This window comes from Burkholderia sp. 9777_1386 (genome assembly GCF_015712265.1).
GTDB lineage: Bacteria > Pseudomonadota > Gammaproteobacteria > Burkholderiales > Burkholderiaceae > Burkholderia > Burkholderia cenocepacia.
The window spans coordinates 62,794-83,462 of the sequence record NZ_JACCQB010000005.1; the positions used below are offsets into that span (position 1 = coordinate 62,794).

Sequence of the window (20,669 nt, forward strand, 5' to 3'; positions counted from 1 at the left end):
TCACGCGTCGGAAAACTCGGCCCACTGCCATGCATCGGGCGCGGCCAATAGCGCATCGACCAGCCGGAAATTCATCTCGTGGCTCGGCCGCAGCGCGCTCACGCGCGCGAGCAGCGGCGCGCCGGCCAGCGCGAGATCGCCGACCAGGTCGAGCACGCGGTGCCGGACGAATTCCTCGGGCAGCCGCATTCCGCCCAGCACGCGATTGCCGACGATCGACGCGGTGCACGATGGCCGCGCGCCGCGCAGGATCGGCACACCACGAAGATAGCCGGCGACGATCGCGGGCACGGCCCACTTCACGCGCCCGTACGAGCGCGACGGCGCGATGTCGCTCGCGAATGCGGCCGGCGTCAGCGCGCCGTCCCAGTGCATGTCGCCGAAGCCGCGCAGATCGTTGCGCACGCTCAGTTCGTAACGGGGCGCCGGCTCGATCCGCATCTCGCGCCGCTGGTCGCCGTCGCCGTCCGTGACGACGATGGGCCGCAGCACGCGGATGAAGCGTTTCGGCGCATCGAGCGCGACGCGGCCGCATGCGCGGATCGCGTCCACCCACGGCGTGGCGCTGCCGTCGAGGATCGGCACCTCTTCCGCGTCGAGCTCGACGATCGCGTGATCGATCTCGCACGCGAGCAGCGACGCGAGCAGGTGCTCGATCGTGCGTACGCCGATGCCGTCGGCATTGCGCAGCATCGTGCAGAGCGGCTGCGCGCGGCGCAGCGCGGGGTCGACGGGCAGCGTCGCGAGCGTGCGCCCGTGCTCGACCCGACGGAACACGATGCCCGTCACGCCGTCGTCCGGACGCGCGGGCAGAATCCGCACGCCGACCCGGTGTCCCGTATGCAAGCCGTGCCCGTCGATCGTCAGCGGGCGCGCCAGCGTGCCCTGCCGCGTCGCCCAGCCGGTCGGCGCGCTCACCGCGCCACCTCCAGCGACGGCGTTACCTGCTCGGCAACCGGCGCCGGCTGCGCATCGAGCATCGCGCGCGCTTCGCCGTCGATCGCATGCTTCGCGGCGAGTGCCGCGACGGCCTCCTGCGCGGCATCGGCCGCCGACGCGGCATCGCAGCCGGCATCCGCCGACGCGCCGATCGAATCGACGATGCGGCCGGCCAGCGTCGTCACCGACGCGCCTTCCGCGATCGCCATCACCGACAGCTTGACCTCGAACGCTTCCTCGACCGCAAGGCCGAGCTCCATCCCCATCAGCGAATCCATGCCCATGTCGAGCACCGACTTGTCGAGCGCGATGCGATCGGGCGTCATGTGCAGAATCCGCGCGATCTGCGCCTGCAGCGTCCGCGCCACCAGCGCGATGGCTTCGTCGCGCGGCAGGGCCAGCACTTCTTCACGCAGTTGCGTGCCGCCGTCGCGCGCATCGCCGCCCTTCGCCTGCGATTGCAGCAGCACATACCGGCGCGCCTTAGCAGCCGGCATCCCGCGTGCCACCGCATGCCAGTCGAGCCGCACCACCGCTTCGCCGGCCGCACCCGCGACCAGCACGCGCTCGAGCGCGGCCATCGCTTCGTCGGACGTGATCGACGCACCGCCGATCCGCGACTGCAACGCTTCGCGCGTATCGGCGTTGCGTGCGAGGAAGCCGACATCCTCGAGCGGCCCCCAGGCCATGAACGTGCCGGGCAAGCCTGCCGCGCGGCGATGTTCGACCAGCGCTTCGAGGAAGGCGTTGGCCGCGACGTAGTTCGATTGCCCCGGATTGCCGAGATAGGTGGTCGCCGACGAATAGACGACGAACAGGTCGAGCGGCAGCCCGCGCGTCGCGCGATGCAGGTTCCACGCGCCGGCAACCTTCGGCGCGAGCACCGCGGCCATCCGCGCATCGTCGAGATTGCGCACGAGACCGTCGTCGATCGACATCGCGGAATGCAGCACGCCCTTCAGCGGAACGTCGCGCCGGACGAGCGCGGCCATCATCGCGTCGACCGCCGCGGCATCGGTCACATCGCACGACACGACGTCGACGGTGACGCCGAGCGTGTCGCGCCAGCGCGCGACCTCCTCGCGCGCCGCGGCGGCGAGTTCGCCGGAACGGCTCGCCAGCGTCAGCCGACGTGCGCCGTGCTCGACCATCCAGCGCGCGCTCGCGAAGCCGAGGCCACCCGTGCCGCCGACCACCAGGTAAGCACCATGCGGATCGAGCGCGAACGACTCCGCGCGCGCGACGCCGCGCGTCGGCGCGGGCGTGCCGGACGGATAGGTCACAAGCACCTTGCCGATCTGGCGCGCCTGCTGCATGTAGCGGAACGCATCCTCGGCCCGCTCGGCCGGGAACGCGCGGTACGGCAGCGGATGCAGCACGCCTGCCGCGAACAGCGCCATCACTTCGCCGAACAGCCGTGCGGTCAGTTCCGGCAACGCACCCATCAACTGGTCGGCGTCGATGCCGAAATAACTGATGTTGTTGCGGAACGGCCGCAGCCCGATATGACTGTTTTCGTAGAAATCGCGCTTGCCGAGTTCGAGGAAACGGCCGAACGGACGCAGCGTATCGATGCTGCGCACCATCGCCTCGCCGGCGAGCGAATTCAGCACGATGTCGATGCCCTCGCCGCCCGTCATCGCGCGAATCTCGTCCGCGAACGCCAGGCTGCGCGAATCGAGCACGTGATCGGCGCCGAGCAGGCGCACGAATTCGCGCTTCTCGTCGCTGCCGGCGGTCGCGAACACTTCCGCGCCGAAGTGGCGCGCGAGCTGGATCGCGGCGATCCCGACGCCGCCCGCGCCGCCGTGCACCAGCACGCGCTCGCCGCGGCGCAGCCGCGCGAGTTCGACGAGCGCGTAGTACGCGGTGAAGAACGTGGTGGGCACGGTCGCCGCTTCCTCGAACGACAGGCGCTCGGGTTTCTGCGCGATGGCCTGCGCGCGTGTCCTGACGCGCGTCGCGAACGACGCCGGCGCGAAACCGAGCACCGCATCGCCCGCTGCGAATGCCGTCACCGCGCGGCCTACGCGGACGACGCGGCCGGACAGCTCCATGCCGATCGTCGCGCCCGCGAAGCCGGTCTCCACCGCTTCATCGGACAGGAGCCCCATCGCATACATCACGTCGCGGAAATTCAGGCCGGTGGCCACCGGCTCGATTTCCACCTCGTCGTCGCCCAGCGCGCTTTCCGGCAACGCAAACCATTCGAGATTGCGCAACGAGCCCGGTGCGTCGAACGCCAGCACCGACGCGCGTGCAAGCGCGCCGTCGCTGCGCGCCGCGGCCTGTGCGGCCGTCAGCATGCGCGGCACCAGCCGCCCGTGCGTGCTCAGCACGACTTCTTCCTCGACCGCCGCGCCGGTCAGCTCGCGAATCAGCGCATCAGGAATCCCGTCCGCCGTGCGATCGACGTCGATCAGGCGACACGCGAGTTCGGGATGCTCGTTCGCCAGCACGCGACCGAGGCCCCACAGCGTCGCCTGTTCCGGATGCGCATGCGCGGCTCCGGCGAACGGCGCGCCGCCGCGTGTGACGACGGTCAGCCGCGTGCGTGCGTTCGGTTGCGCGCCGAGCGCGCGCACGAGCGCCGCCAGCGCGATCACGCCGTGACGCAGCGCGGCCATCAGGTCGTCTCCCGTCGTCGTGTCGGCGAGCGGCGTTTCCGGCGCGCAGAACACGACATGCGCCGGTTGCCCGGCCGGCAACGACGCAATGGCATCGCCCGCATGCACGAGGTCGACGATATCGGCCGGGTAGCCCGCGTGCGCGAGCGCGTCGGCCAGTTGCCCGCCGAAACCGCCGGCCGCGTCCGGTGCGTGCATCACGAGCCATTGTTCGCTGCGGGCGAGCGTATCGAGATCGCTCGCGTCGCTGCCGCGTTGCGCGGCCGCGGCGCTTGCCGGGTTGCGTGCGATGACGAACGTCGGCGTGCCGTCCAGATCGAGCGACTGCTCGACATGCCGCACGACGTCGACGTAGCCCGCGCGCGCCAGCGCCGCCTCGAGATCCGTCGGCGCCAGCGGCGCGGGCAGGTCGACGCCCGTCGACGCAGGCTGCGCGCCGAACACGATGTCGGAGAAGCGGCCGCGACGCGGCTCGGCCAGCAGCAGCAAGCCGCCCGGCGCGAGCCACGATCGCATCGCGTTCAGTGCATCGGCCGCATCGGGACGGCCGCTCAGCGCGCGGTTCGCGACGATCAGGTCGTACGGCCCGGCTTCGTCGGCGGACAGCGACAACCGTTCGCCCGGCTGCAACGCGACCGTGCGCACCGCGGCTTCCGCATCCGTATCGAACCCGGCCAGCTGGCCGGCCGTCGCGGCGATCGTGTGATCGCAGCGCGCGGCGGCGAGATGCATGCCGAGCGTTTGCAGCACGTCACCGTCCGTCGCGCCCAGTTCGAGCACGCGCAGCCGGCGCGCCGGCTGCCACGCGCCGACCGCCTGCTCGACGCCGGCCGCCAGCAGCGCATGCACGTGCTGCCAGGTCGGCGATGCGGCAAGCAACTGCTCGACCAGGCTGTGCCCGGTCGGCGACAGCCAGCGTGCGCCGTCCTTCGCGCCGCTCAGCACGTCGGGCAGTGCCGCGCCGCAATGCGCGAGCAGCGTCAGTTCGGCCACGTGCCCCGGCGATTCGGCCAGCAGCCCGCGCCACAGATCGTCGAGCGGCGGCAGCGCCGCGCACGCCGCGTCGTCGCGGACGAGACGCGCGCCGTCACGCGCGGCCAGCCCGTCCTCGACGAGCATGTCGGCCAGGCGTGTAGCGAGCGCAGCCCGCTCCGGTGCGGGCTGCCACGTGCCGGCGAATACGCCGAGCGCATCGAACGCGCGCAGCACGTACAAGCTTGCCAGCACGTCGAGCAGCGGCAGAATCTCGGTCAAATGCTGCATCCGACGGCCGTCGAGCTCCGCGGCGTCGACGCGCGCGACCGCTTGCGCGAGCAGCGCGTCGGGTGCCGGCAAAGCGGTCGCCTCCACGTCATTCGGCAACGGCATCTCTTCGAGGCGGTAGACGAAACGCGAAGGCAGGTTCTGCCGGCGGCCGACGAGGTCCACGCGCCGGAACCGGCAGCCGCCGAGCCGCGCGACGATCGCGCCCTGCGCGTCGAGGAATTCGAAATGCGCGACGATCGAATGCGGGCTGCGCCGGTCGACCCGTGCGAGCACGCGGGCGACCGCGTCGCCGCGCAAATAGTCGACCCGGCCGATCTGCACCGGCACGTAGGCCGGATGCTCGCCATCACGCGCCTGCGCCGCCAGCAGCGCGAACAGCGGATGAAACCCGCTGTCCATCAGCGCCGGATGCAGCAGATACGCAGATAGCGCCCGCGCATCGCCGCACGCGGCCGGCGCGGCGACGTCGGCCAGCGCGGCATCCTCGGCCGCGGCGACCCGCACGGTGCGAACCCAGCGGAACGCCGGCCCGTAGTGGAGGCCGATGGCTGCCGTGTTCGCATACAGCGTGTCGCCGTCGGCGGCCGGCAGCGCGAGCAGGCGTTCGAGCGTCGCGGCCGGCACGATGCTCGCGGCGCCGAGCGCATTGCCGCTTTCGAGCATCCGCCCCGTCACATTCAGCGTCCATGCGCCGTCGGACATCCGGTCGCGCGTCTCGATCGTAAACGTCGCGGTGCGCGGCTCGATCACGAGCCGGAACAGCTTCGCCTGCTGCGGCTGGAACACGACCGGCGTGCGGATCTCGACGTTTTCGAGCGCCGCATCCGGCGTATCGAAGAAGGTGCGCGCCGCGGCAAGCGCCATTTCCACGTAGCCGGCGCCCGGGAATGCCACGCCGCCGTCGACGACGTGATCGGCCAGCATCGGCAGCTTCGCCGGATCGAGCTGGTTTTCCCAGCCGAACGCGTGTTCGTGCAGCCGATAGCCGAGCAGCGGATGCTCGCGGCGGCGATTGACGAGACCATAGCCCTCGACGGTCGGCGTCAGCCAGAAGCGGTCGCGCTGCCACGGATACGACGGCAACGCCGCACGCGCCGCGCCGGGCGCGAAGCGGTCGGGATCGACGTTCGCGCCGTGCGCGATCGCCGCGAGAATCGCCTGCCGCAGCGTCGCCGCGCTGCCGTGGTCGCGCTTGAGCGTCGGCAGCACCGCGCCGGTCACGCCGGCGGCCGTCAACGCCTGCTTCACGTAGGTGCGCAGGATCGAATGCGGCGACACTTCGACGAACAACCGGACGCCCTGCTCGATCAGGTGCGCGATGCCGTCGCCGAAGCGCACGGGCTCGCGGATATTGCGCCACCAGTAGCGCGCATCCAGTTCGTTGCCCGCGAGCGCGCCGCCGGTCACGGTCGATACGAACGTGCCGTTGCCCGGTTGCGGCCGCAGGCTGGCCAGTTCGGCCAGCACGACCGGCTCGATGCGATCCATGTGGCTGCTGTGGAACGCATAGTCGAGATCGAGCATCTGGAAGAACTTGCCGCTGCCGCGCAGCGCCGCCTCCAGCGCCTGCAAGCCCTGCAGCTCGCCCGCGAGCGTCACCGCGTCAGGGCTGTTGATGCCGGCCACCTCGACCCGGCGCACCAGTCCGTGGCGCGCGATCAGCTCGCGCGCGGCCGCCTCGCCGATGCCGACGGCCGCCATCCGGCCGCTGCCGCGCGTCATCGCCTGGGCGCGGCTGCGGATCTTGATCACGCGCACCGCGTCGGCGAGCGACAGCGCACCCGTCACCCACGCCGCTGCAATTTCGCCGACGCTGTGGCCGATCGCCGCGTCGTAGCGCATGCCGCGCGCGTCGATCACACGAATCATCCCGACCTGGATCGCAAACAGCAGCGGCTGCGCGTTCTCCGTCGCGGCGAGCCATTCGGCGCCCGCGCCGGCCAGCCATTCCGCGCTCGGACCGCCGCGCATCACGTCGACGAGCGACGGGCTGCCGTCCTCGCACCACAGCGCGTCGACTTCGTCGAGCGCCGCACGGAAGATCGCGTTCTCCGCATAGAGTTCGTTGCCCATCCCGACCCACTGGCAACCGTTGCCCGAGAACACGAGCGCGGTACGCAATGCGTCGGCAGGCGCCTGGCCGGTTGCCACGCTGGCCGGCAGCCCTTCCGGTGCCGGCTGGGCCAGTGCCGCAAGCGCCGCACGGCCTTCGGCCACGTCGGCCGGCGCGACGATCGCGCGATGTTCGAGCCACTGGCGACGACGGGCGGCCGCGGCGGCCAGCGCCTGCCAGTCGCCGCCGTTGTCGAGCACCGCCACATAGCGGCCTGCGAGTGCCGCGAGCGCATTCGCGCTGCGAGCGGTCAGGACGAGCGGCGACGGTTGTGCATGAGCCGGCTCGGGCGCTGCCGTCGGCACGTCGTTTGCGACCGGCGCCTCGGTCAGTACGACGTGGGCGTTCGTTCCACCGAAGCCGAACGAGTTGACGCCGACCGTCAGCGGTGCGCCACCCGCGTCGAGCGGCATGTAGCGATCGACGACACGCAGACGGCCGCCGTCGAAATCGATCCCGGGATTGGGCGTGACGAAGTGCAGCGAGCGCGGCACCGCGCGATGCTTCAGGCACAGCACGGCCTTCAGCAGACCGGCCATGCCGGACGCCGTCTCGAGGTGCCCGATGTTGGTCTTCACCGACCCGATCAGCAGCGGACGATCGGCCGGGCGCTCGCTCGACACGACGTCGATCAGCGCGCGTGCCTCGATCGGATCTCCCACTGCCGTACCGGTGCCGTGCGCCTCGAGATAGGCGAGCGACTGCGGATCGATGCCGGCGCGCGCGTACACGCTGCGCAGCAGCGACGCCTGCGCGGCCGCGCCCGGCACGCTGATCCCGCCCGGCGAGTGGCCGACCGAGTTCACGCCGGAACCGGCTATCACTGCGTGGATCGTGTCGCCGTCGGCCAGTGCGCGATCGAGCGGCTTGAGCAGCACGAATGCGCCGCCTTCCGAGCGCACGTAGCCGTCGCCGGTCGCGTCGAATGCGCGGCAACGACCGCGCGGCGACAGCATCGACGCCTTGGAGAAACTGACGAAGCCGAACGGATGCAGCAACAGGTTGACGCCGCCCGCGAGCGCCACGTCGGCTTCACCGGACTGCAGCGCCTTGACGGCTTGATGGAGGGCGACGAGCGACGACGAGCAGGCCGTATCGACGGACATGCTCGGGCCGCGCAGGTCGAACAGGTAGGACACGCGGTTCGACGCGATGCTCAGCGTATTGCCGGTCGCCGAATACGGATCGATCACGTTCAGATCGTCCATGTTGCGGTTGCCGTAATCCGTGCCGGCCACGCCGACGAACACGCCGCAGTTGCTGCCGCGCATGTCGGCCGGGCGCACGCCCGCGTCCTCGAACGCTTCCCATGCGAGTTCGAGCAGCAGGCGTTGCTGGGGGTCCATCTGGGCCGCTTCGCGCGGCGAAATGCCGAAGAACGCGGCGTCGAAGCCGGCGACGTTGTCGAGCACGCCGGCCGCGAACGTGTAGCTCTTGCCCGGTTCGCGTTTGGACGGGTGCTGGTAGAAATCGGTACCGAAGCGGTCAGCGGGGATTTCGGTCACCGCGTCGCGTTCGTCGCGCAGCAGTTGCCAGAAGTCGCCAAGATTGTTCGCGCTTCCGGGAAACCGACAAGCCACCCCAATTATTGCAATCTTACTGTTCATCTTTTATGTCGCTTTCTCGGATGCGTGCGGTTGTTCCGCGCGATGTCCGTCATCTTGTACCACATGCAAAAGTACCGACCCAAGCTCTTCGGCCTCCAGATTCCGGCATTCGGGAGTGTCTGTGCCGTAATTTCGCCAAATGAAGTAGTCGCTGCGTTGCGGGGTAACGCCCAGCTTCTGGAAAACATGAGGCAATGCGGGGACGTGGTCGCCGTAAAAGCAAACGACTGTTTCACGATCACGGGTGCGCAAATAATCGAGCAAGCGCCCGATCATTGCGTCTGCATTTTCAATGTGCCGCAGATAGGCAGTCAGGTCGCGCCAGCAGGCATCTTCGCCAAGAGTATGCCTCGAAGACGATTCTCCCGGTAATACCTGCTCAAGGTGCAGTGGGCCGTGGTTCTCCATTGTCATCGCGAAGATGAAGCGCGGGTTCGCGCGCTCGTTTTCCAGTGCGGCGATCACTGCGTCCAGCACTGCGGCATCGGAAATATACGGGCCGGCACGCGGCGCGTCGGCAAAGTATTCGATATCGAGAAATGTGTTGAATCCGAGCAACGGAAAGACACGATTGCGACCAAAGAAATCGGCGTAATACGGATGCAGCGCCAACGTTTCGTAACCGCCGCGGCCAAACCAGCTTGCGATCGACGCGCACGCGCGGCGCACGAACGCATACGGATAAAAACGCGCGTAGCCGAGGCGCTCAAACGGCAGGCCGGTCAGCACCGAGAATTCCGTGCGCATCGTGTTTGCGCCCCATGCCGGTACCGAAAGCTCGCCGTAGCAGACTGCTTCGCGTCTCGCGCGATCGAAATGGGAAAGCAAGGCTGGCGCAATTGCCGATGAAATGCGTCGTACGTCGAACAGCGATTCGCTCTGGATCACGACGACGTCGGGGCGTTGCACCGACGTACCGGCAACGAACGGCCCCGTCTCGACCACGCGCCGGAACGCCTTGAACGTCGCGGGACGCATGCCGTTCAGCAAGTATGCAATGAAAACCGCGAAAAACCCGTGACGCCGCTGATCTTCCTCGGCGTCGAGCGCCAACGGCAGGCGACCTGCAATGTATCGCGCCAGTAAGAATGTGAAGGCAACAACGGCCGCCAGCGCCAACACCGGACGCGGCGTGACGGGCGCCTCGGCAAGATAGCCGGCGACGACCAATACGATTCCGGCGCCGATCGCCGCGACCTTACCGGCGCTCAGGAACGGCAGATAGAGCCGCGGGTGCGAGAACAACTGACTGAAGAGGCTGAGATCGGTAAAAACGAACGGTTCGCGCAAGGACTCATATTTGGCGTTGCTGACGACTGCGACAAGCCCGACCAAAGCCACTGCGACGGACGACGAGAAGATCGGACGCGCGGTAACAAGCAACATCAGTGACGCAAGGAACACGACGGCAAGCACGTGCACGAGCAACGCGCCCGCACCGCGCCGCAACGAAGCACGCGGAACCGCGATCAGGTCCGGCAGAAAAGACACGCCAGCCGCAACGGCAAACGCGAGCCAGATCGCGCCCGTCAATTTACGTCTTCCTTGCCGGGCAGATACGAAAGCTTGTCGAGAATCGCATCGGCCAATGTGATGGGCAGGACGGTGAGGATACGCATGCCGAACGCGAGCAGGCCCGGAAATGCGATTTCCGCGCGCCCGGCATCGAGCTTCCTGCGAATGTATGCGGCTGCCTGATCGGCACTCCACATGAACGGCTTGTCGCCAGGAAAAACGTCGCTCATCGACGTCTTGACGAAGCCGGGAAGAATGACCGAGACACCGATCCCGTCGCGTTTCAGCAGTGGGCGGACAGAATCGGCGTAGGCCTTGATCGCCGATTTGCTCGCGCAGTACGCGGGCGAGATGGCCATACCTCGAAGCGCGGCGAGGGAACTGACCGCAGCAATGCGGCCATGCTTGCGGGTACGCATGCGCTCCACAGCCGGGAGAACCGTGTGCATCGCGCCGTAGAAATTCGTATCGACAACGGTAGCGATACGGTCGAGGTCCTCCCAGTCGGATGCGGAGGACAGCGTGCTCGCGACACCAGCGTTGGCGATGAGCAGGTCGATCGGATGCTGATCGTCGAAACGATGCAGCCATGCGCGAATCGGCTCCGGCTCTCGTACGTCGACGATGCCGACGATCACTTTTGCACCGCGCGCCCTGCATGCCGCCGCTGTCGCTTCGAGCTGCGGTTCATTCCGGCCAACGATGCCGAGCACCGTGTCGGGTTGCGCATATGCGAGCGCCAAAGCGCGGCCGATGCCTGCGCTTGCGCCGGTGACAACGACGTGCCGAACCAGCGCCTTAGTCATCCGCACGCTCTAGGCGGGCAACCGCGCCGGCAATGGCCATCGTGATGCCTGTCCGGGTGTAGAAATCGCCGTTGATCTGTGTGTGATGCATCACGTAGTCGAGGAAGGCGTGATAGAGATCCATATCCGGCGGCACGCCTCCAAGCCAAAAGTCGTCGAGCGCTCCCTGCCAGGTCAGGCCGCCGAAATTGTAGATAGCGGAGCCGAGCGCAACCAGCGGCCGCTGGTGATGCAGCGCAGACAGGCCAACCGTGCTGTTGATAACCACGACCCCGCGTGCGTGCTCGAGCAACGTCGGAAGATGGCCGGCATCGATGAAACGAATCCGATTCTCCATCCCTGCGGCACGCGCAATTTTAAGCGAAAAATTACGATACTCGATCAGCCCCGTATCCAGGGGGTGATTTTTGATGACCAGCAACGCATCTTGCGGTGCATGCCGCGCGAATGATTCCACGACGTGGCGGATCGCAGCGCGAATTCCATCGAAAGACGAATGCACGACGATTTGTGCATCGGAATTCAATTGCAGCGGAAACAGGTAGTACGTCCGGCCGCTATCGAGCAATTCGCGCGTGACCGCCTCCGCTTCGCGTCGATGCTTGCGCTGCAGGAGCATCCGGACGGCGAGCCCTGAATATTCAAAAAAGCCGTTCTTCGGTCGGTGACTGCGATACTTCGGAAACCTGGGCCAACATATCGTGTTCGCAAAGCGATACGTGATGTCGTGAAAGGCGCGCTCGTACAGGTTGTAGCCCGTGGGTTGCCACTGCTTGGCGGGCGGCGTCACGCTGCGTTGCTGTAGGTACCATGCGGACTCGCGCGGCAACAACGAGCGTCCGTTGACGCCGTGGCGCTCAAGCGTGATCCAGTGCGGGCGGACGTAACCTTCCTCGAATACGTGGACACGCAGGCCATGCTCCGCCGAGACTGCCAGCATCTCGCGATGTATGTCGCGACAGTCGCCGAACATCACGACATCGGTGATTCCTTCCCGCCGTACGACATCGTCGTACCATTGCGGCAAATTCTCAACCCCGCCGCTATAATTCAAAACGGCCCCTGCCCCGCCATACAATAAATCGCCACCGCAAAAATTTACTCGATGGACGGCATACCCTTTGTCCCGGAGCGCGCGCGCGAGTTGATAGAAAAAAAGCGAGGCAGTGCCTTGCAGCACGAGAAACGAGCGCGGCATCTAAGTATATTGAATGGAGGACCGAAGAGACGCTAAGCACCAGCGCAATGATCTGGAAAGGCACATGTAATGTACGCCATCCCCGTAATCTCTCGTGTCAGCCTCAATGGCAGAATGAGGCGACAATGAACGCCGAAGGTAGGGAGGATACCTCATTGCAATCCAAATGAGAAATATGCGTGATCGTCAAAAAAACGACATATGCTTCCCACTGAATCGGATTTCGCACGAGCGTCACATATTTGCGGACGGACCTGTTCGACAACAGGCTGGCATCCGTGCCGATTGACCTTCCACGCCGGCATGCCACCCGCTCCGTCGCCGCCCCGTCGCCCGACGCATTGCAAATGCGTCGCCCGGCCTTCCGCGTTCGGCACACATCAACCCTGTATCCAACTGCGCAGTCGTCCCGTCAGGGTTCGCGACTTGCGCGGCGCGCCCGCCGGCGACTGAGTGACCGCCTCACCCAGATAGGAATTGGGTTTGGGCGTGCCGTCGACGATGTTGACCAGATTGCGAAGTTGCAGACGGCCCAGGTATTCATCGGAAAACGCGGGCGTATAGTAGACGCAATCATCGAAAAAATAATGCGTCACCTGCGACCAGCGAGACATTGCCGGATCGAGTTGCGGACTCCCGCCGTGCAGCAGATTGGCACACCAGATCAGCGCTTGCCCCTTGCGGGCTTCGAATGTCTTGATGCTGGCACCCTTTGCCGTCACCATGGCATCCCAGATTTCCTGATACGGTAATTGCGCCGATTCGCTGGATACCCCAAAGCCGCGTCGACCGGCCGTTGCATTGTCGATCATCGGCCAGTTGTGCGATCCGGGGACCAGCTGAAGCGGCCCCGATTCGGGCGAGATGTCTTCGAGAGCGACCCATACCCCACACATGAAGCGCTGCGGGATCGACGAGAAATGCACCGCATCGGTGTGCAACGGCTGCTGCGTGCCGACCCGGAAATTGAGCGTCTGGAATGGAAATGCCGCACGACCATACAAGCGTTCGAGCAAATCCAGCATTTGACGATTGGTGGCAATCGCCTTGACGTCCGGGTCCTTTATCCACGCGTCCTGGATACGACCGGCACCGTGGACCACGCCATCGCTGCTCAATCCCGTTTCCACAAACTGTGCGGTCAGGCGTTCGCGAATACGTGCGATCCGTGCATCGAGTTCAATATCGGGAAAATCGATCACCGCATAGCCATTGCGATTCAACGCAACCGCAATCTCGTGCTCGCCGGGCGTCAACTCCGCCTGCGCGACCTCAGCATCGAACAGTGGAGACTCGATTAATGGAATGCCGGGAAGCAGCCGCTTTTTTACATCCATGAATATTCCTTCTGCACCACGTTACTCTCTCCGGGACACGCCAGAGAGATCAGATAACGGCGAATATTCCATCTTTCATGAAATCTCGCTCGCCCCGGGAAAATTTCCAAAACACGACAACAGACTCACTCCGCCCGAACTCGCCAAGGATCATATATCCTCGGAAAATTCGCAATAGTAAAATCCTCTCGATCGAGGGTCAAATTTTCATTATAGTATGGGTCATTTAATTGATCGGTGCGCCACCTGGAAAGCATGAAACTCTTCTCTCCATTAAATCTGACACGCTTCTCGTGAGACATCTGATCGTCACCCCTGCTATAGGATTCGTAGTGGTACAAGACTGCGTAAGGCGTCCACAATATCCGATAGCCCGCCTCCCTCACACGAAGGCACAGATCGACATCATTAAATGCCACCGGAAGGTTTTCCTCATCGAATCCGCCGACGGCTTGAAACACATCACGACGCATGACCAGGCACGCTCCCGTGACTGCCGAGAAATTTTGCGTCAGCATCGCTCGTCCGGCATAGCCCGGGTGCGTCGAGGGGTACAGCTTGTGCGCATGGCCGGCGAAACCGCCAATTCCGATCACCACACCTGCATGCTGGATGAATCCGTCCGCATAGAGCAGCTTCGCACCTACGGCACCGATCTCCGGACGCCACGCGTGCGAAACCATCTCTTTCAGCCAATTCGGCTCACTTGCCTCCACATCGTCATTCAAAAAACACAGAACGTCACCTGTTGTATATTTAACAGCGAAATTGTTTATTGACGAGTAATTGAAAGGAAAATCATACTTCAACACCGTCACGCTGCCTTGCGCCGACAAGGATTGCAGATAATCGACCGTCTCGTGGCTTTCGCTTTGATTATCGACGACGATGACCTCCAGGTGTTCATAGGAGGTTCCATGAAGCAGGCTGTGGATGCATTTCTTCAATAAGGGGCCACCATCCCGAGTCGGTATGATGACGGTGACGCGTGGCGCGGGGGTGGGCAGCGGATATTGCACTCGATAGGTTCCGGCCAGATGCCCATGAGAAACGCTCACTCCAGGCTGATCCTTGAAGTAATCCGAAAGCGACCTCTGTCCGGCTTGGCCGACGCTATCATCCGAATCTGGAGCGGCGCAGCCGGGTCCATTTCCTCGCCGGGCGTGATAGAGCACGCGGGGGATATGACAAATCTGCGACGCCGCACTCACTTTCACGCAGCGGAGTGCGAGATCGTAGTCCTGTGCACCCTCGAATTCGACCCGAAATCCACCGATCTTGTGCAGGACGGATGTTCTATATGCAGCCAGATGCGAAATCAGGTCATAGGACAAGAACAAGTCAGGATTCCACGAACTCTTGAAGCATTCATTGCTTCGAATCCCTCTCCAATCGATTTCATCCTTGTCTGAATATATTATATTCAGATCATCAGTTTCGTTCGCCTTCAAAGCAACGAAATAAAGTGCATGAAGCGAAACAACATCATTTCGGCCGATAATCACGGCGAACTCCCCCGTCGCCATTTCGAGGGCGTCATTCGCCGCAATCGATACCTGTCCGCCCGCGTCCTGGAAAGCAAGCTTTATACGACCATCTTTTTCCGAGATGAATTTCAAATACGAAATCACTTCCGGGTCATGCATCTCATCGACAACCACGCATAATTCCCAATTTTCATAAACCTGACCGAGAACAGATTCGATCGTAGGTTTCAAGCCATCGATCGATATTCGACACACGGGCATCAGAACCGAAATCAGTGGCATCTTCGCGAAAGAAGCGATGTGTTGCTTGATCGCGGCGATGTCGGATTGATGCAGGGTGTCAAACTTTCTTACATAGGTTTCGTAATCCATCGGGGCGGAATGGAATCGCAATTTTGCGCAATCCGCGTATGCACCGCTCAAATCCGTCAGCAACCGATTCCAGGTAAGATTATATTTTCTCGCCTGATTGGTTTTTCTGAATTTTATCAAATCGCCGATTACCCACTCGGCCATTCTGACAATTTTCTCCACACGTGTTATTTGTGTGATTCGGAAAAACTCCATCCGGACGCTGCCTTCACCATGCATGGGTGACAAACGCAAACGGCGCGCCTCGGGCGGAATCCTAACGATATGTTTGACATCTCCGAGTCGGGTCGCGGGAATGACAAAGGACTCCACATCGGAAAAGCCCGCTCCAGTATCCACGTGGAGCCGGGCCACTAGATGGGCACCCCGCCGGATCATGCGGGATTCGATAAACACCCAGCCCTTCGGAACGACATCGCCCCCGCTCTCAGGTTCCAGGTCGAAGGCCGGACGCTCGCCTGTTGACATCCAGTCGCAAGATGTCGCACCGGACCCGACCAGATCCCGGACCGGATTGACCTTGAATCGAACGGTGCGACGAACTATCGACAGGAGAAAATCTTTCATATTGATCGAAAATGGATGACGCTACCGGCAAAAAAAGCCGGCCCCTCCGCCCGAAACGTCGCAAGCGGGAGAGCGTACAGACAGTCTCGCGATCGCGTTGCGCACCGCTCGAGCGAGTACGGTGACGCGCGTCAAGTCTGCACGGAGCAAGCCTTGACAAAGCTATACCGAAGGATCGGCACTCACTCCGCCGTTGACACGGGCGCACGGAGCGCGAGACGCCGGAGCGATACAACACGGGGCGGCCACGCCAACTGACAATCGAATCGATCGAGCGAGAGATTCGGGCTATAAGCCGGATCATTCGCGATCATGTCACGCCATCGCCGCCGCATGTAGTCGATCTCCCGAGCGGCACGGGCCATCTTCTCGGCGGTATCGTCCTGTCCCCGCGTTGCGGATTCGTGGTGATACAGCACAGCGTGCGGCGTCCAGAGCACCGTATAGCCCGCTTGACGAACGCGCAGGCAAAAATCGACGTCGTTGAATGCAACTGCGAGGTCCGTCTCGTTCAAGCCACCCAGTTGTCGATACAACGACCGCCGAACGACAAGGCATGCACCGGTGACCGCGGACAAGGACTGCGTCGTCACCGCACGTGCCTGATATCCCGGCTCGTCGCGTCCCAACCCACGATGCAGGTGATCCGCGCAGCCGCTGAGCCCGACGATGACGCCCGCATGCTGAACACTTCCGTTTGTATAGAGCAGCTTGACACCGACGATACCGACCTCCGGCCGCAGCGCGTGCCCCATCACTTCGTCGAGCCAGCCGCCATCGATGATCTCGACATCGTTATTGACGAGCGCGACAAACTCGCCTCTCGCGATTTCGACCGCGCGGTTGTTGAGGGCCGAATAATTGAACGGACGATCATCCCGCAGGATGCGTACCCGATGATCGACTGCAAGCCGCGCCATGTAATCGAGCGTGTCCGGGTCGTCCGATCCGTTGTCGACGATGACGATTTCGAATGCACGATAGCGCGTCTTAGTGATAATCGAATCGACGCAACGGCTAAGCAGCGAAAACCCGTTCCGGGTAGGAATCACGATCGTGACGAGCGGTGCCTGTTTGGGTACGGGATACCGTACATGATGACCGTACGCCGTCGACGAGACCGTTGCTTGAATACCCGCACGCGACAGGTGACGGACGACCGCGAGTCTCCTTGCATCACGCGCGTCGGAGCGGGCAACCGGGTCCTGAATAGATTCGGGTTCGGCACGGTTGTGGTAAAGAACACGCGGAATGTGAAGGATCCGATCCCGGCTGGTATGCGCGAGACACCGCAGCGTCATGTCGTAACGTGACGCTGCTCCGTGGCGATGATCCCGCCCGCCGGACGACGCGAACACGTCGGCTCGGTAAATGCCAAGGCCGGAAAACAGATCCGACGAGAGCATCAGATTCTCATCCCAGTCGCTCTTGAACCGCGGACTGTGCCGAACGCCATTGACGTCGATGTAGTCTTCGTCCGAATAGAGCAGATCGACATCGGGGCGGCGATCGATTGCATCGGCCACGACGTAGAGGCCATGTCGCGGAAGTACGTCGTCCTGTCCGAAGAACACGACCCAGTCGGCGCTTTCGGCAAGCGCACGGTCGAGCGTCGAATGTTCGTCTGCCAAGGCGCGATCCGAAATCACACGGATGCGCGCATCGGCACGCAGGTCCCGTGGAATCAGATCGGTGCGTTCGGAGCCGGGGCGTCGATCGACGATCAGAAGTTGCCAGTTCGGATAGATCTGCGCTGCCACTGAACGAATCGCCGTTTCCCAGTGTGGTGACGGCGCATCGGACACCTCCATGCCGATTGCAAACACCGGGCTGACGGTGAAGCGATGCAGACTGTCCAGCATGACCTTGTACGTGTCGAGGCTCGGCGTGTCGAAGTGACGAATCCAGTCCTGGTACCCCACCAGTTGTTCCGATTCTTCGAACAGGCAGCAGTAGTCGCGCCACGCTCGCGCCAGATCGCCGCGCTCGCGCCGGCTATCCACCAGGTCGTAGTCATCGCCGCACGGCTTGTATCTCGGATGCAGCGCTTCGAGCTTGGTCATGATGCGCAAATGCGCAAATCGCGACGTGACGCGAGCGAGGCGAAACGCCTCGATGCGGTCGGCAACCGGATCGTCGAAATCAATCTCGATTTCGATCTTTCCCCGTGTCGGGAGATGCACGAGCCGCTTGCTCACTTGCCGCGCACCGAGCGTCATCGCAAGCGTTGCCGCCGAGAGCCCGCCGGGCAGCCTTATCCACGCCCGTACCTGCGCCGCATGACCGCTCGTGCGCAGCTCGATCATGTACCAACCCGGCAGCAACCGGACGTCAACCAGATACACTCGGGTTGCGGGCCGATCCTCCGACACATGCATTTCGGCGCAGGATAAATCGACCAGGAACGGCATCCCCCACGTCAGGCGCAGGGCGTTGAAGTCAAACATGGGCTTGCGCGGGAAGCGGCTCAAAAGTATTCGGTATCCTCGAAAGCAGGCGCCACGGCATCCGTGCCGGATAACAATGCGTCGCCCGATACCTTCGGCTCGAAAATCTTCACGTCCGGAATGGCGGTCGCAATTGCGTTCACCGGCCCTTTCCTTCCTTCAGAATGCTTTGCAGGTAACGGCCATAACCGTTTTTGCTGAGCGGTTGCGCGAGACGTTCCAGCTGCTCATCGTCGATATAGCCGAACCGATAGGCAATCTCTTCGACGCACGCGATCTTCAGCCCCTGTCGGTGCTCCATTGTTGCGATGAACTGCGAGGCCTCGAGCATCGAGTCGTGCGTGCCGGTATCCAGCCACGCAAAGCCGCGTCCCATCGTCTGCACGTTGAGCAAACCATCCTTCAGATACAACGCGTTGAGATCGGTGATCTCCAACTCCCCGCGCCGAGATGGCTTCAGCGATTTCGCAAACTCCACCACCTGCCCATCGTAAAAATAGAGTCCGGTCACCGCGTAGTGCGACTTCGGCACTTCGGGCTTTTCCTCGATACTGATCGCCTTGCCCGCCGAATCGAACTCGACAACACCGTATCGTTCCGGATCCTGGACGTGGTAGGCGAAGACCTGAGCGCCGGCGGTCTTGCCGACCGCGCTCTTCAACAGTCCACCGAGATCGTGGCCATAAAAGATGTTGTCACCCAGAATCAGCGCCGAAGGATCGCCGCCGATAAACGACTCGCCCAACAAGAACGCCTGTGCAAGCCCGTCCGGACTGGGCTGCACCTTGTACTGCAGACGGATTCCCCACTGCGATCCATCTCCCAGCAACTGCTCGAATCGTGGCGTGTCCTGGGACGTCGAAATGATCAGGATATCCTGGATCCCCGCCTGCATCAGCGTGCTCAACGGGTAATAGATCATCGGTTTGTCGTAGATCGGCAGCAATTGCTTGCTGACTGCCTGTGTCGCCGGATAAAGACGGGTACCCGACCCGCCGGCAAGAATAATGCCTTTACGCTTCATGCTCGTTCTTGTTCCGTTTCAGTCGTGCAGTTGCTCGAATACGTCACCAGCCTATGCGCCGATCAGTGACCGATATCCCGACATCGGGACAGGCGTCCATGGGGCGCTTTGCAAAAGGCCGAAACTCGTGTACCGCAATCGGTGCGATATCGGAAGTGTGCAACGTCGGATCGACGCCACGCACTTCCGCAAGCGCCACGATGCGACGCGCATGCTCGCACCCGTTCGTCTCGCCGAATGCTGCGGCTTATCGAGTGACTATTCCCCGTAGTGGCGGTCGATCCACGTACGATACTGGCCACTCGTGACGTTTTTCACCCAGGCCTGATTCGTCAGGTACCACTCGACCGTCTTCCGGATACCCGTGTCGAAGGTTTCCGCGGGCTTCCAGCCGAGTTCGCGCTCGAGCTTGCGGGCATCGATGGCGTAACGGCGGTCATGACCGGGCCGGTCCTGGACAAAACTGATCTGCTCCGCATACGACTTGTCGTCATTGCGCGGCTGCAGTTCGTCAAGGATCGCGCAGATCGTGCGCACCACTTCGATGTTCGGCTTCTCGTTCCAGCCGCCAACGTTGTAGGTTTCGCCGAGCGCACCATTCGCCAGGACTGCGCGGATCGCCGAGCAGTGATCCTTGACGTAGAGCCAGTCGCGAATCTGCTGGCCATCGCCGTAGATCGGAAGCGGCTTGCCGGCCAGCGCATTCAGAATGATCAGCGGAATCAGCTTCTCGGGAAAATGATAGGGGCCGTAGTTGTTCGAGCAATTCGTGGTCACCACCGGCAACCCGTACGTATGGTGCCAGGCGCGTACCAGATGATCCGATGCCGCCTTGCTCGCCGAATACGGGCTGTTGGGCTCATAGGTGTTGGTTTCGGTGAACGGCGGATCATCCGCACCGAGCGTGCCGAACACTTCGTCGGTCGAGACATGCAGGAAGCGAAACCCCTGACGCTCGTCCGCCGCGAGGTCGGACCAGTAGGCACGCACGGCTTCGAGAAGATTGAAGGTTCCGACGACGTTCGTCTGAATGAAATCGCCCGGGCCGTGGATCGATCGGTCGACATGCGACTCGGCAGCAAAATTGATCACCGCACGTGGCCGATGCTCGGCAAGCAGCCGTGAAACAAGCTGACGATCACCGATGTCGCCCCGGGCAAAATGATGCCGCGAATCGCCTTTCAGCGATTTCAGGGTGTCCAGGTTCCCCGCATAAGTCAACTTGTCGAGATTGACGACGGGTTCATCCGAACCGGCAAGCCAATCGAGAACAAAGTTTCCGCCGATGAACCCAGCGCCCCCCGTGATAAGCAACATACTCGCTACCTTTACTCGCTTCAAGAAATTGATGTTCCGCGCGTAAT

The 20,669-nt window shown here is 63.2% G+C and carries 11 protein-coding genes; all 11 read right to left on the reverse strand.

All coding sequences use genetic code 11. The features are described 5' to 3' along the window. Positions 1 to 918, reverse strand: coding sequence for a UDP-3-O-acyl N-acetylglycosamine deacetylase (locus H0X91_RS06345; protein WP_196432899.1), 918 nt, complete (start codon positions 916 to 918; stop codon positions 1 to 3). Beyond that, positions 915 to 8,552: a type I polyketide synthase gene (locus tag H0X91_RS06350; protein ID WP_196432900.1), complete on the reverse strand. Its 7,638-nt coding sequence runs from the start codon at positions 8,550 to 8,552 to the stop codon at positions 915 to 917. The genes H0X91_RS06345 and H0X91_RS06350 overlap by 4 nt, the downstream gene beginning before the upstream one ends. Positions 8,553 to 8,555: 3 nt before the next feature. After that, positions 8,556 to 10,085, reverse strand: a complete 1,530-nt coding sequence (locus H0X91_RS06355; RefSeq protein ID WP_196432901.1) for an LTA synthase family protein — start codon at positions 10,083 to 10,085, stop codon at positions 8,556 to 8,558. Continuing rightward, positions 10,082 to 10,873, reverse strand: coding sequence for an SDR family NAD(P)-dependent oxidoreductase (locus H0X91_RS06360; protein WP_196432902.1), 792 nt, complete (start codon positions 10,871 to 10,873; stop codon positions 10,082 to 10,084). Before H0X91_RS06360 ends, H0X91_RS06355 begins: the two co-directional genes overlap by 4 nt. Then, entirely contained in the window at positions 10,866 to 12,071 is a 1,206-nt protein-coding gene (locus H0X91_RS06365; RefSeq protein WP_196432903.1) for a capsule biosynthesis protein, read from the reverse strand. Before H0X91_RS06365 ends, H0X91_RS06360 begins: the two co-directional genes overlap by 8 nt. Before the next feature lie 380 nt (positions 12,072 to 12,451). Next, the gene (locus H0X91_RS06370; RefSeq protein ID WP_196432904.1) at positions 12,452 to 13,408 is read right to left on the reverse strand and encodes a phytanoyl-CoA dioxygenase family protein; all 957 of its coding nucleotides are present in this window, start codon (positions 13,406 to 13,408) and stop codon (positions 12,452 to 12,454) included. Between the two features lie 125 nt (positions 13,409 to 13,533). Continuing rightward, positions 13,534 to 15,834, reverse strand: coding sequence for a glycosyltransferase family 2 protein (locus H0X91_RS06375; RefSeq protein WP_230877897.1), 2,301 nt, complete (start codon positions 15,832 to 15,834; stop codon positions 13,534 to 13,536). Between the two features lie 182 nt (positions 15,835 to 16,016). Continuing rightward, positions 16,017 to 18,281 (reverse strand): glycosyltransferase family 2 protein, encoded by a 2,265-nt coding sequence (locus H0X91_RS06380; RefSeq protein ID WP_196432905.1) that lies wholly within the window; start codon positions 18,279 to 18,281, stop codon positions 16,017 to 16,019. 20 nt (positions 18,282 to 18,301) lie between these two features. Further along, a complete protein-coding gene (locus tag H0X91_RS35225; RefSeq protein ID WP_256333938.1) occupies positions 18,302 to 18,424 on the reverse strand; it encodes a hypothetical protein in 123 nt (40 codons plus the stop codon). Then, positions 18,421 to 19,305, reverse strand: coding sequence for a glucose-1-phosphate thymidylyltransferase RfbA (gene rfbA / locus H0X91_RS06385; protein WP_196432906.1), 885 nt, complete (start codon positions 19,303 to 19,305; stop codon positions 18,421 to 18,423). Before rfbA ends, H0X91_RS35225 begins: the two co-directional genes overlap by 4 nt. A 258-nt stretch (positions 19,306 to 19,563) precedes the next feature. Then, positions 19,564 to 20,622 (reverse strand): dTDP-glucose 4,6-dehydratase, encoded by a 1,059-nt coding sequence (gene rfbB, locus H0X91_RS06390; RefSeq protein ID WP_196432907.1) that lies wholly within the window; start codon positions 20,620 to 20,622, stop codon positions 19,564 to 19,566. Between the last annotated feature and the right edge of the window lie 47 nt (positions 20,623 to 20,669).

What these genes read in the sequence shown, in the direction of transcription:
- H0X91_RS06380 (WP_196432905.1), bottom strand. Translation starts at nt 18,281, where the DNA reads ATGTTTGACTTCAACGCCCTGCGCCTGACGTGGGGGATGCCGTTCCTG.
- H0X91_RS06360 (WP_196432902.1), bottom strand. Translation starts at nt 10,873, where the DNA reads ATGACTAAGGCGCTGGTTCGGCACGTCGTTGTCACCGGCGCAAGCGCA.
- H0X91_RS06370 (WP_196432904.1), bottom strand. Translation starts at nt 13,408, where the DNA reads ATGGATGTAAAAAAGCGGCTGCTTCCCGGCATTCCATTAATCGAGTCT.
- rfbB (WP_196432907.1), bottom strand. Translation starts at nt 20,622, where the DNA reads ATGTTGCTTATCACGGGGGGCGCTGGGTTCATCGGCGGAAACTTTGTT.
- H0X91_RS06375 (WP_230877897.1), bottom strand. Translation starts at nt 15,834, where the DNA reads ATGAAAGATTTTCTCCTGTCGATAGTTCGTCGCACCGTTCGATTCAAG.
- H0X91_RS06350 (WP_196432900.1), bottom strand. Translation starts at nt 8,552, where the DNA reads ATGAACAGTAAGATTGCAATAATTGGGGTGGCTTGTCGGTTTCCCGGA.
- rfbA (WP_196432906.1), bottom strand. Translation starts at nt 19,305, where the DNA reads ATGAAGCGTAAAGGCATTATTCTTGCCGGCGGGTCGGGTACCCGTCTT.
- H0X91_RS06365 (WP_196432903.1), bottom strand. Translation starts at nt 12,071, where the DNA reads ATGCCGCGCTCGTTTCTCGTGCTGCAAGGCACTGCCTCGCTTTTTTTC.